The organism is Pseudomonas pergaminensis (assembly GCF_024112395.2).
Lineage (GTDB): Bacteria > Pseudomonadota > Gammaproteobacteria > Pseudomonadales > Pseudomonadaceae > Aquipseudomonas > Aquipseudomonas pergaminensis.
Window position 1 is genome coordinate 2,770,206 of sequence record NZ_CP078013.2, and the last position, 11,938, is coordinate 2,782,143.

The window sequence follows — 11,938 nt, forward strand, 5'->3', positions numbered from 1 at the left end:
ATGCCACCCATGCGCACCGAACAACCGAAGATGATCTACCTGAAGGACTATCAGGCGCCGGACTACCTGATCGAAGAGACGCACCTGACCTTCGAGTTGTTCGAGGACCACAGCCTGGTTCACGCGCAACTGGTGATGCGCCGCAACCCTGAGCGCGGCGCCGGTTTGCCGCCGCTGGTGCTGGACGGCCAGCAGTTGGAGCTGTTGAGTGTGAACCTGGCCGATCAGGAACTGACGGCCGATGATTATCAACTGACCGACAGTCACCTGACGGTGCATCCGAAGAGCGAGACTTTTACCCTGGATACCACGGTAAAAATCCACCCGGAAACCAACACCGCCCTGGAAGGCCTGTACAAGTCCGGCACCATGTTCTGCACCCAGTGCGAGGCTGAAGGCTTCCGCAAGATCACCTATTACCTCGACCGCCCGGACGTGATGAGCACCTTCACCACCACGGTGATCGCCGAGCAACACCGCTACCCGATCCTGTTGTCCAACGGCAACCCGATCGCCAGCGGCCCCGGCGAAGATGGCCGTCACTGGGCAACCTGGGAAGACCCGTTCAAAAAGCCGGCGTACCTGTTTGCGCTGGTTGCGGGTGATTTGTGGTGTGTCGAAGACACCTTCACCACCATGACCAACCGCGAGGTCGCGCTGCGCATCTACGTCGAGCCGGAAAACATCGACAAGTGCCAGCACGCCATGACCAGCCTGAAAAAATCCATGCGCTGGGACGAAGAAACCTACGGTCGCGAGTACGACCTCGACATCTTCATGATCGTGGCGGTGAATGATTTCAACATGGGCGCCATGGAAAACAAGGGCCTGAACATCTTCAACTCCAGTGCCGTGCTGGCCCGCGCCGAAACCGCGACAGACGCCGCGCACCAGCGGGTCGAGGCGATTGTTGCCCACGAATACTTCCACAACTGGTCGGGCAACCGCGTGACCTGCCGCGACTGGTTCCAGCTGTCGCTCAAGGAAGGCTTCACCGTGTTCCGTGATTCGGGTTTCTCGGCCGACATGAACTCGGCCACGGTCAAGCGCATCCAGGACGTGGCGTACCTGCGTACCCACCAGTTCGCCGAAGACGCCGGCCCGATGGCCCACGCGGTGCGCCCAGACAGCTTTATCGAGATCTCCAACTTCTACACCCTGACCGTGTACGAAAAGGGCTCGGAAGTGGTCGGCATGATCCACACCTTGCTCGGCGCCGAGGGCTTCCGCAAAGGCAGCGACCTGTACTTCGAACGTCACGACGGCCAGGCCGTGACCTGCGACGATTTCATCAAGGCCATGGAAGACGCCAACGGCGCCGACCTGACCCAGTTCAAACGCTGGTACAGCCAGGCCGGCACGCCGCGTCTGGCGGTGAGCGAGTCCTACGATGCCGCGGCCAGGACCTACAGCCTGACCTTCCGTCAAAGCTGCCCGGAAACCCCGGACAAGGTGGAAAAACTGCCGTTCGTGATCCCGGTGGAACTGGGCTTGCTGGACGCCAAGGGCGCTGGTATTGCCTTGCGCCTGGCCGGTGAAGTGGCCGCAGGCGCCACGTCGCGCGTGATCTCGGTGACCGAGGCCGAGCAGACCTTTACCTTCGTTGATATCGCCGAGCAGCCGTTGCCTTCGCTGCTGCGTGGGTTCTCGGCGCCGGTCAAGCTGAGCTTCCCGTACACCCGCGACCAACTGATGTTCCTCATGCAGCATGACAGCGACGGCTTCAACCGCTGGGATGCCGGCCAGCAGTTGTCGGTGCAGGTGTTGCAGGAGTTGATCGCCCAGCATCAACAGGGCCAGGCCTTGCACATGGATCAGCGCTTGATCACTGCGCTGCGCAGTGTGTTGAGCGACGAAAGCCTGGACCAGGCGATGGTGGCAGAAATGCTGTCGTTGCCGGGTGAGGCCTACCTGACCGAAATCAGCGACGTGGCGGATGTGGATGCCATCCACGCCGCCCGTGAATTCGCACGCAAGCAACTGGCGGACAACCTGCATGAAGCCCTCTGGCTGCGCTACCAGGCCAATCGCGAACTGTCCAAGCAAACGCCATACGTGGCGGCCGCCGAGCACTTTGCCCGTCGCGCGTTGCAGAACATTGCGCTGTCGTACCTGATGCTCAGCGGCAAGCCGCAAGTGCTGGCGGCGACCATCGAACAGTTCGACACCAGCGACAACATGACCGAGCGCCTGACCGCGCTGGCGGTGCTGGTGAATTCGCCATTCGAAGCAGAGAAGGCCAAGGCGCTGGCGGTGTTTGCGGAAAACTTCAAGGACAACCCGCTGGTGATGGACCAGTGGTTCAGCGTGCAGGCTGGCAGCACGTTGCCGGGCGGTTTGGCGCGGGTCAAGGCGTTGATGGAGCACCCAGCGTTCACACTGAAGAACCCGAACAAGGTGCGTGCCTTGATCGGCGCCTTTGCCGGGCAGAACCTGATCAACTTCCATGCGGCGGACGGCTCGGGTTATCGCTTCCTGGCGGACTTGGTGATTCAGCTCAATGGCTTCAACCCACAGATCGCTTCGCGCCAACTGGCGCCGCTGACCCGCTGGCGCAAATACGACAGCGCGCGTCAGGCGCTGATGAAGGCGGAGCTGGAGCGCATCCTGGCGTCCGGTGAGTTGTCGAGTGACGTGTTTGAGGTGGTCAGCAAAAGCCTGGCTTAAGCTGCCACGTTGAATAAAAAAACGGCCTGTCTAACAGGCCGTTTTTTTTTCGCCTCAGATAACGGGCGGGCGAGGGGTGTCGAGGCCGTTATCAAGGGGGAAACGCTCGGCGATGATCCCGTGCGGCACACCCAGCGGTATGGCGCTGGCGGTGTCGAGGCGGGTGACCTGCTCGGCCGACAGTTGCACGTCGAGGGCGCCGAGGGTGCTGTCCAGTTGCGCGCGGGTGCGCGAGCCGAGAATCGGGATCAGCGCCGTGGTCGAGCGCCGTGCCTTTTCCCGCAACCAGGCGATGGCAACATGGGTGGGGGTGGCGTCGACTTCACCAGCGACCGCCAGCAGCGCGTCGAGCACCGCGGTTTCGCGGGCGCTGTGCTCGGCGTGCACCAGGATCCCGAGTTTGTTGGCGCGGTTGTCGTCTTGGGTGTTGCGGTACTTGCCGGTCAGGAAGCCGCCGCCCAGGGGCGACCACAGCGTGGCGGCCAGGCCCAGGGCTTCGGCCATCGGCAGCAGTTCGCGGTCGGCAGTGCGCTCGACCAGGCTGTATTCCACCTGGATGCCGATGATGGGCGCAAAGCTGCGCACTTCGGCCAACAGGTCGGCGCGGGCAATCCGCCAGGCGGGGAAATTGGACAGGCCGGCATAGTGGATCTTGCCGGCGCGGACCAAGTCATCGAGGCCGCGCAGGATCTCTTCCATGGGCGTGACGTTGTCGCTCATGTGCGCCCAGAGCAGGTCGATGCGGTCGGTGTTCAGGCGCTTGAGGCTTTCTTCCACCGAGCGGACCAGGTTCTTGCGGTTGTTGCCGAGCCTGATCGTGCCTTCATCGGACGGTTGGGTGCGCAGGGTGTACTTGGTGGCCACGACCAGGTTGTCGCGCTCGGAGGCGATAAATTCGCCCAGCAGCTTTTCCGCCTGGCCGAACTGATAGCCGTTGGCGGTATCGAGGAAGTTGCCTCCGGCCTCAAGGTAGCCGTCGAAGATCTGTTTGGCCTCATCGCGCTCGGCGCCATGGCCCCAGCCCGTGCCGAAATTACCGGTGCCCAAGGCCAGTTCAGATACCTGCAGACCGCTGCGGCGGCCAAAGACTTTATTGCGCATACAAGGACTCCTGAGGCAGTGATTTTCTTACATGTTTAGTAACATGTATTTAATATGATCTCGGTAATGTATTCGGTCAAGGGGCTTTTTTACTGCTGACGTTTTCTGACAGGAGGCTCTGCTAAGCTGCGTCACTTTTTCCTTCTCGGCGGGCATTCTTGTGTCGCGTACCACTCGTCTACTGACTTTGCTGCAGGCCCTACGGGGCAAGAAACGACCGGTGACCGCTGCCGTGCTGGCGGCGCAGTTGGAGGTGTCCGAGCGTACGCTGTACCGTGATATCGCCGAATTGACCGCCCTGGGTGCGCCTATCTTTGGCGAGGCGGGGGTAGGGTATGTGTTGCGCAGTGGCTTGTTTCTGCCGCCCTTGATGCTCAACGCCGAGGAAACCGAAGCCATCGTGCTCGGCTTGCGCTACGTGGACCAGCGCGGCGATGAGGTGCTCAGCCGCGCCGCCGCCAATGCCCTGGCGAAGATCGCCGACGTACTCGACCCGGCCGCCCAGGAAGCCTTGCGCAACCCTACGCTGTTGCCCGGCCCGCCTGGGTTCGGTTACCCGGAAAACCGCGTCCCCCTCAACGTGTTTCGCGAGGCTATTCGCAGCCAGGCCAAGCTGCATATCGACTATGCGGACGCCAGCCAGACCCAGAGCCAGCGCCTGATCTGGCCCCTGGCCCTGGGTTTCTTGAATGAGGTGCGGGTAGTCGTGGCCTGGTGTGAGCTGCGCGGCGCCTACCGCACTTTCCGCACCGACCGCGTGGCGAGTGCCCAAGCGCTCGGCGAGCGTTATCCGGGGCGCCGCAGTGACTGGCTGCGGGCCTGGCGCAAGCTGCTGGAGCAAAATGTATCCGGGCCTTTTACTCCTGACAAAAACTGACACAACACTGGCTTAGCATGGCCTCACAAATCACCAAGAAAGGAGCTGTGCCATGTCTATTCCTGAGTTGGCACCGGCCATCGCGGCCTATATCGCGGCGGCCAACACCCTCGACACCTCGGCTGTGGCCCAGTGCTTTGCCGAGGATGCCAACGTGTTCGATGAGGGCCAGCACCAGGTCGGCACTGCCGCGATTGCGCGCTGGATGGAAGACACCGGGCGTCGTTATCAGCCGCGGGTCGAAGTGCTCAAGGTGCAACACCGTACCGGCAAGGTGCTGGTCAGCAACAGCGTGTCCGGCAATTTCCCGGGCAGCCCCTTGGAGCTGCGCTACACCTTTCGGTTGAACGAACAGGGCAAGATTTCACGGCTGGATATTTCCCTGTAGGTCATAATCGCGGGCATGACTTTCGACTCGCCCCTCGCTGCCTATCAACACGCCATCGCTCAACAGGGTTTCGTCGCCGATGACGCCCAGCGCCGCGCCGTGGACGCCTTGCAAGACTGCCACCAAGCCCTGCATCACGGCCATGCGCCGATCACCGGCGTTTACCTGTGGGGCCCCGTGGGGCGTGGCAAGACTTGGCTGATGGACCAGTTCTACCAGAGCCTGCGGGTGCCTGCGCGGCGCCAGCACTTTCATCACTTTATGGGTTGGGTGCACCAGCGCCTGTTCCAGCTGACGGGCATCCAGGACCCCTTGCAGGCCCTGGCGCGGGAGCTGAGCCAGGAAGTGCGCGTGCTGTGCTTCGATGAGTTGTTCGTCAATGACATCGGCGACGCGATCATCCTTGGGCGCCTGTTCCAGGTGATGTTCGAGGAAGGTGTGGTGATGGTCTGCACGTCCAACCAGCCGCCTGACCAACTGTACGCCGAGGGCTTCAACCGCGAGCGCTTTTTACCGGGGATAGCGGCGATAAAGCAGCATATGCACGTGGTCGCGGTGGATGGCGTAGAGGACCACCGGTTGCACCCGGGGGTAGGCATTCAGCGTTACTGGGTCAACCAGCCCGAGGCACTGGCCGGCGTGTTCGCGCAATTAGCTGAAAGCCAGCCAACCTGCAGCGGGCCGGTGGTGGTGGGGCATCGTTCCATCATCGCCGTGCAGGCCAGCGACACGGTGCTCTGGTGCCGCTACGCCGACTTGTGCGAGCCACCCCTGGCGGCGATGGACTTCATGCTGCTGTGCGATCGCTTCAAGGCGATCCTGCTGGGTGAAGTGCCCAACCTCAGCGCGCAAAAACGCCCTGGCCGGATTGCCCGTGGCACCGAAGACGGCGCGCAGCGCGTGGTGGCTGGTGATCGTGAATTGCCGCAGTTGTCGGTGCACGATGACAGCGTGCGCCGGTTTATCGCCTTGGTGGACGAATGCTACGACCGAAGAGTGCCGCTGTTCATCGAGGCCAAGGTGGCGCTGGAGTGTCTCTATACCGAAGGCTACCTGGAATTTCCCTTCCGCAGGACGCTGAGCCGGCTGCAGGAAATGCAGTTGCAGCGTTTCGGCTGAGTCTGTGCGAAAAAATCCAGGAATCGCCTGATTGCGCTTTTACACCCGCTGAACCTTCGCGTTTTCAGGCGCATTTTTGTAGTTAATCTCCTTCATCTGACACCTGCTCCATGCTTACAATCGTGCCCCACACAGGGAGCCGATTCCCTTTTAGTTGTGATCGAGGATGGACATGGACACCCCAGATATCCTGGTGCTGCAAGCCAGCTACACCAACCCCGTGCATGCCGAAGCGATTGGCCGTGTGCTCAACCACTATGCTGAAGACCCCATGGGCGGTGGCCACAGCCTGCCCGCTGACCTGCTGGAGCAACTGCCGGGCGAGCTGGCCAAGCGTCCCCATGCGTTCAGCGTGCTGGCGTTTGTCGGCGGTGAACCGGCGGGCTTGGTGAATTGCTTTGAAGGGTTCTCCACATTTGCCTGCCGTCCGCTGGTCAACGTCCACGATGTGGTGGTGATGGACTCGTTTCGTGGTTTGGGGCTGAGCCAGAAAATGCTGCAGAAGGTCGAGGAGATCGCCCGCCAGCGCGGCTGCTGCAAGATCACCCTGGAGGTGCTGGAGGGAAATGCCGTGGCGCAATCGGCGTATCGCAAGTTTGGGTTTGATGACTCGGTATTTGATCCCGCCCACGGACGCATGTTGTTCTGGAATAAACCGCTTTAATAAATAACAGGCAAAAAAAGGCGCCATGTATTAAATGGCGCCAAGTAGACCCTAGCCAAAGGAGCGGGATGGTAAGGGGGAGTGCGGTTAAATCAGGTATGCCGTTGAATCAAGTATTCGGTTGTTGCTCAGCGGTGGATTGATCGGCCGCCTCTTTCTTGACGTTCTTGCCATCAGCCTGAGCTGTTTGTTCAGCCGTGCCGTGAGTCTTTTGCTGCATGAACGTGAAGTTGTTGTAGAACTCCTTCGAACGCTCGGAACCGCCTTCGGCAAAGGCGGCGGCAGACGTCAGGGTCATCAGGCTGGCAAGCATCAAGGTCGAGAGTTTCATGGCAGTGTTCCCATTAAGAGTGATCGGTATCCGCTCTGTCCTTGATCAGATTCATGGGGCGAGTGTGGGGTGGGTTTATTAAGTAGGAATTAACGCTAAAAAATCCCGAAGTTAACAATTTCGTTAACTTCGGGTTATAAATTCTTACATCTTCCAGTCGAGTGCCAAGGTGATCGAGCGCGGGTCGCCCCAATACACGCCATTATAAAAACCGACGCGTTCGTAATATTTTTTATCAAATAGATTGTTGACGTTGACCGACGCCGAGACATGTTCGTCGAACTGGTAGCGCGACATCAGGTTGACGACGGTATAGGCCTGTTGGGTGATCTTGGTCGGTGTCGTGATGAGGTCGCCGTCTTGATCGCGGCCACCCGTTGGACGCCCGGCAAATGCGTAGAAGTCGCTCTGCCAATTGACAGCACCCCCCACCGTCAACCCGCGCCATTCACCGGGCAGGCGATAGGCTGTCGACATCTTCAGCAAGTTCATCGGCTGATCGGTGTTGTTGCGTTGCTTATCGCCGTTGAGCGAGTGGGTATAGGTGTACCCAGCGGTGAGGTTCCAGTCGGGCATCACTTCGCCTGACACCTCGACTTCAAAGCCCTGCACCTTGTTGCCTTTGCCACCGGATTTGTAGAACTGCTCGCGGGTGACCGGGTCTGGTGGGGCGGTGTTGTCGAGTTCAGCTACGTTATCCTGGGTGCTCCAGAAAAACGCAGTGGCCAGGTTCAACCGCTCGTTCAGCAGGCTGCCCTTGAGGCCGAGTTCATAGTTGCTGCCCACCACCGGCTCCAAGTACTTCTTGCTGGCGTCGCGTTCGTCCTGCGGGTTGAAGATATCGGTGTAGCTGGCATACACCGTGTATTCCGGCGTCAGGTCGTAGAGCAGCCCGGCGTAGGGCGTCCACATGTCGTTGTGGGTCTGGCGGGTTTTGGGTTCGGGGACGCGTTGATTATTGGCGTCGTATTCAGCCGGGGTACTTTCGATTTCCCAACTGCCATAGCGGCTGCCCAGTACCGCGTGCAGCCTGTCGGTCAGGTTCAGTCGAGTGGCCAGGTAACCGGCCTTCTGTTGTTTGCGTGAGTGTGGGCCCTTGAGCCCGGTAGTGCGGTCGGGGAACTTGACGATCCCGCCCATGTGTTGCCAATCAGGGATGGTTTCGTAGCCTTCGGGTGTGCTGTAACGCTGGTAGGGTGAAGAATCCCTTTGCTGCGACTCCCCATACCCCAACATCAATTCATGCTCGCGTCCCAGCAGTGAGTAGGCGCCGGCGAGGTTGAAGTCCACGGCATCCATCTTCGAGGTACCGACCATTTGGTTGGTCCAGGCGGTCATGCCGCTACCGTCCGGATTCGGGAAACCCGCGCCGCCGTAATACACCTTGCCGTCGGTATCGCTCTGCCGGTGGGTATAGGCGGCTTTCAGGCGCCAGTTCTCGGACAGTTTGTGGTCAAGGGAGGCAAAGGTGGTCTTGTCCTTGAGCGGCCAGGAACTCCAGTCGGTGGCCATATTGGCGGAGCGCGACAGGCGAGCCTTACTGCCATCGCTGTTCCAATAGGGCAGTGTGCCCCATGAGGTGCCCTGCACATGTTTGTTCTGATAATCGAAGCCTACGGCTACCACGGTATCGTCTGTCAGATCGGCCTCGAGAATGCCGTAGCCGACTTCCCTTTGCAGGGCGTAATTATCGCGAAAGGATTGGCTGTCGCGGTAAGCCATCACGGTACGTCCGCGCAGGCGCCCATCAAAGGCCAGTGGGCCGCCCACATCCAGGTAGCTGTAGTAGTTGTCATGGCTGGCGCCGCTGACGCCCGCTTTGGCTTGCCACTGCGAAGTCGGGCGCTTGCGGATCATGTTGACCGTGGCCGAGGGGTCGCCCGCACCGGTGGTCAGGCCGGTCGCGCCGCGTACCACCTCGATACGGTCGTAGATGATGGTGTCGGAGTCGGACTTCATGCGCCCAAAGGTATTGAGCATGCCATCCACTTGGAAATTGTTGATGGAGTAGCCCCGCGATGAGTAGCCGGCACGGTCCGAATCCAAGTGCTGGACTGTCACCCCAGTGGTCTGGCGCAGCGCATCGGTCAATGTGTTGAGATTGAAATCATCCATCTGCTGGCGAGTGATCACCGAGATCGATTGCGGGGTTTCCTTGACCGACAGGTTCAGGCGGGTGGCGGTGCTCATGGAACCGGTGGTGTAGGCCCCGGTGTGCTCGGTGGTAGCACCCAGGCCTTCGGCGGTGATGCTGGTGGCGCCGAGTTCGAGGGTTTTGTTTTCGGGGACGGTTTCAGCCAGCAGCTCCGGGCTGGCGACCACGCTTAACAGGCCGAGGCTGAGGGTCATGGAACGGGTAAAGGGCGCGAACATCGCGGAAGACTCCTTGTCGTCTTTGCGGCCTTCTCAGTAAGAAAAGGCCATGGCTCAAAGACGAAAGGAGAAGGGGAACTTTAGGCTTAAACGAGAATGATTGTTATCTTTCTATTACAGAGCGGGCGGTTCCTGAAGCACCACATCGGTCGGGTTGACCTTCTTGGGCTTGATCAGGCTGAAGTCGATCAGCGGCTTCTGCTGGCGTAGGTAGGGGTTGCCGATCATCTGCGGGCGCGGCCTGAAGTTGTCGCTTACCAGGCTTTTTGTACGGTCCAGCTCGTTGAAACTCAAGCCGGCGAGGTCCGCCCAGGTGTGAATCAACTGCGAGCTGCTGTAAGGCCGCTGCAAGTCGCCCGCAAAGCTCCAGTCGTGGGTTTCACGCCATTTCGGCGAGGCGTAGGCCATGAACGGGATGGTGTACATCGGCGCCGTCGGGTTGGCTTCATTGCGACCCAACGTGCTGTGGCCCGCCGAGTCGAACACGTCTTCGCCATGGTCTGACAGGTACAGCAGGAAGCCATTCGGGTCGGTCTTGGCGTAGTCCTTGATCAGGCTCGACACCACGAAGTCGTTGTACAGCACGGCGTTGTCGTAGCTGTTGTAGGTAGGCAGTTGATCGTCGCTCACACCCGCCGGGACGCCCTGGCGGTCGGTGAATTTGTCGAAGGTCGGCGGGTAGCGGTACTGGTAGCTCATGTGGGTGCCCAACAGGTGCACCACAATGAATTTGCGTTCCGCCGGGTCGGCCAGGGCCTTGGAAAACGGTGCCAGCACATCACCGTCGTATTGGCGGGCGTTCTGGTTGCGGTTGTTATTCAGGTACACCTGCTCGTCGGCCTGTTCGGAAAAGGTCGTGAGCATGGTGTTGCGCTTGGTCATGGTCTGCTGGTTGGTGATCCAGTAGGTCTTGTAGCCCGCCTGTTTCATCACGCTGACAATCGAAGGGGTCTTGAGGTACAGGTCCGGGTTTTCTTCGTCGGCGAAGGTCAGTACCTGTTGCAGTGCTTCGATGGTGTAGGGGCGCGGGGTGATGACGTTGTCGAACACCGCCAGTTGGTCGCGCAGCTTGTCCAGCTCTGGCGTGGTGTTGCGCGGGTAGCCATAGAGGCTCATGCGCTGGCGGTTGGTGGACTCGCCGATCACCAGCACCAGGGTCGACGGTTGGCCGGCCATGGTGTCCTTGAGGTTGGTCAATGGCGGAATCTGGCTGGCGCTGTCGAGCATGCCTTGCATGTTGTCCAGTTGCTCGGTGTAGCGGCGGTAGGCGACGATCATCTGCCACGGCACGGCGGGCTCGATGCGCGATTCGAAGCGATCCAGGGCATCGTCGAGGGTATCGCTGCGGGCGATCTGCTTGACCAACGGGTAGCCAATGATGCCCACCAGGATCGCGGTCGCCGCCAGCAGTGCCTGGCCACGCGGCAGGTAAACGGGGCGTACGCGGGTCCAGAGGAAAATGGCGACGGCGGTGTGGGCAATGAACGCCAGCACAATCCACCAGGCGAAGTATTGTGTGGCGTACTCACCTGCCTCGGAGATGTTCGACTCGAACATGATGAAGATGACGCTTTGGGAAAATTCCTGCTGGTATATAAAGAAATATCCCAGGCTGGCCATGGAGCAGGCCCACAAGACCACACCGAGCAAGGCGGCGATCAAACGTGTACGACGGGGAAATATCAGCAGCGGCGCCAGCCAGATCGCGCTCATGAAGAACGCTTGGCGAAAACCACTGAAACCGGCCGTGCCGCTGAGCTGGATCAGCAGTTGGGTAATACCCGAGAAATACCAGAAAAACAGGAATAGCCAGCCAAGGCCAGCCCAATCAAAGCCTTTCGCAGACTTGGTGCTGCGTTCGAACATCGCCATCCAGCGCTCCAACCCGGTAATTTTCAGTCGACACGCAGGACTGCGCGCAACAGAGGCCACCCTTGCATGGGGTGGCCCTTCGGGCGGGAGTATCGGGAGGGGCGTGTGAAAACTTTGTGAGATTTGTGTAGACGTTATCTTACAAAGTGATGACCAGGCTTAGCAGAGTGCAGGCTGGGCGCCGGTAGGCTGGTCCAGCTGGGCTTGGATGATGTGCGAGCGCAGGCGCATGACTTCCTGCTGCAACTGTTCGCGTTCGTCTTTCAACTGGCGCAGCTCGTCACGACGGATAGTGACGTAGAGGGTCTGTGGCGGACGGTTCATCTGTGCAGTGCTCATTGCTTACCTCGCAAATAGCCGGTGTATCGCGGTGTGCCAGAACGCTTGAGTCGAGGTTCTCGGCAGCAGTCGGAGGTAATTCTGAATTCTTTTTGCGGGCAAGGGAACTTTTTTATTTTTGATGGTCGTGTGACTTTCTGTGCCGTGATGGTGAAACGATGGCAACTTTTTTCCATGAAACTACACGTAACCGCGCTGGACTAACCC

10 protein-coding genes are annotated in these 11,938 nt (G+C 59.9%); 5 read left to right on the top strand and 5 right to left on the bottom strand.

Annotation, left to right across the window (positions count from 1 at the left end; genetic code table 11):
- Nucleotides 1-9: 9 nt before the first annotated feature.
- On the top strand, nucleotides 10-2,667 hold the full coding sequence (gene pepN, locus KUA23_RS12595; protein WP_252994051.1) for an aminopeptidase N: 2,658 nt from the start codon (nucleotides 10-12) through the stop codon (nucleotides 2,665-2,667).
- Between the two features lie 54 nt (nucleotides 2,668-2,721).
- On the opposite strand, the gene KUA23_RS12600 is transcribed toward pepN, so the two are convergent.
- Nucleotides 2,722-3,768, bottom strand: coding sequence for an aldo/keto reductase (locus KUA23_RS12600; RefSeq protein ID WP_214497640.1), 1,047 nt, complete (start codon nucleotides 3,766-3,768; stop codon nucleotides 2,722-2,724).
- Between the two features lie 160 nt (nucleotides 3,769-3,928).
- Here KUA23_RS12600 and KUA23_RS12605 point away from each other — a divergent pair, with 160 nt between their 5' ends.
- The 4 genes from KUA23_RS12605 to KUA23_RS12620 all read left to right on the top strand — a co-directional run bounded on the left by KUA23_RS12605 (nucleotide 3,929) and on the right by KUA23_RS12620 (nucleotide 6,816).
- Nucleotides 3,929-4,645, top strand: coding sequence for a helix-turn-helix transcriptional regulator (locus KUA23_RS12605; RefSeq protein ID WP_252994052.1), 717 nt, complete (start codon nucleotides 3,929-3,931; stop codon nucleotides 4,643-4,645).
- Nucleotides 4,646-4,697: 52 nt separating this feature from the next.
- On the top strand, nucleotides 4,698-5,033 hold the full coding sequence (locus KUA23_RS12610) for a nuclear transport factor 2 family protein (protein WP_078048115.1): 336 nt from the start codon (nucleotides 4,698-4,700) through the stop codon (nucleotides 5,031-5,033).
- A 15-nt stretch (nucleotides 5,034-5,048) separates the two neighbouring features.
- Nucleotides 5,049-6,152, top strand: coding sequence for a cell division protein ZapE (zapE, locus tag KUA23_RS12615; protein WP_252994053.1), 1,104 nt, complete (start codon nucleotides 5,049-5,051; stop codon nucleotides 6,150-6,152).
- Nucleotides 6,153-6,324: 172 nt separating this feature from the next.
- Nucleotides 6,325-6,816 carry a GNAT family N-acetyltransferase gene (locus KUA23_RS12620; RefSeq protein ID WP_099492636.1) on the top strand — a complete coding sequence of 164 codons (492 nt, stop codon included), beginning with the start codon at nucleotides 6,325-6,327 and terminating at the stop codon, nucleotides 6,814-6,816.
- 109 nt (nucleotides 6,817-6,925) lie between these two features.
- On the opposite strand, the gene KUA23_RS12625 is transcribed toward KUA23_RS12620, so the two are convergent.
- From KUA23_RS12625 to KUA23_RS12640, 4 genes are all read right to left on the bottom strand, one after another.
- Nucleotides 6,926-7,147 (bottom strand): hypothetical protein, encoded by a 222-nt coding sequence (locus tag KUA23_RS12625; RefSeq protein ID WP_078048118.1) that lies wholly within the window; start codon nucleotides 7,145-7,147, stop codon nucleotides 6,926-6,928.
- Nucleotides 7,148-7,291: 144 nt separating this feature from the next.
- Complete coding sequence (locus KUA23_RS12630; protein WP_346356402.1) at nucleotides 7,292-9,520, bottom strand: TonB-dependent siderophore receptor; 2,229 nt, start codon at nucleotides 9,518-9,520, stop codon at nucleotides 7,292-7,294.
- 114 nt (nucleotides 9,521-9,634) lie between these two features.
- A complete protein-coding gene (locus KUA23_RS12635; RefSeq protein WP_099492638.1) occupies nucleotides 9,635-11,392 on the bottom strand; it encodes a phosphoethanolamine transferase CptA in 1,758 nt (585 codons plus the stop codon).
- 159 nt (nucleotides 11,393-11,551) lie between these two features.
- Nucleotides 11,552-11,731 carry a DUF6026 family protein gene (locus KUA23_RS12640; RefSeq protein WP_143523178.1) on the bottom strand — a complete coding sequence of 60 codons (180 nt, stop codon included), beginning with the start codon at nucleotides 11,729-11,731 and terminating at the stop codon, nucleotides 11,552-11,554.
- Nucleotides 11,732-11,938 lie beyond the last annotated feature (207 nt).

Excerpts from the sequence above, each read along its gene's own strand:
- KUA23_RS12610 (WP_078048115.1), top strand. The coding sequence starts at position 4,698 with ATGTCTATTCCTGAGTTGGCACCGGCCATCGCGGCCTATATCGCGGCG.
- pepN (WP_252994051.1), top strand. The coding sequence starts at position 10 with ATGCGCACCGAACAACCGAAGATGATCTACCTGAAGGACTATCAGGCG.
- zapE (WP_252994053.1), top strand. The coding sequence starts at position 5,049 with ATGACTTTCGACTCGCCCCTCGCTGCCTATCAACACGCCATCGCTCAA.
- KUA23_RS12620 (WP_099492636.1), top strand. The coding sequence starts at position 6,325 with ATGGACACCCCAGATATCCTGGTGCTGCAAGCCAGCTACACCAACCCC.
- KUA23_RS12640 (WP_143523178.1), bottom strand. The coding sequence starts at position 11,731 with ATGAGCACTGCACAGATGAACCGTCCGCCACAGACCCTCTACGTCACT.
- KUA23_RS12635 (WP_099492638.1), bottom strand. The coding sequence starts at position 11,392 with ATGGCGATGTTCGAACGCAGCACCAAGTCTGCGAAAGGCTTTGATTGG.
- KUA23_RS12630 (WP_346356402.1), bottom strand. The coding sequence starts at position 9,520 with ATGTTCGCGCCCTTTACCCGTTCCATGACCCTCAGCCTCGGCCTGTTA.
- KUA23_RS12625 (WP_078048118.1), bottom strand. The coding sequence starts at position 7,147 with ATGAAACTCTCGACCTTGATGCTTGCCAGCCTGATGACCCTGACGTCT.
- KUA23_RS12600 (WP_214497640.1), bottom strand. The coding sequence starts at position 3,768 with ATGCGCAATAAAGTCTTTGGCCGCCGCAGCGGTCTGCAGGTATCTGAA.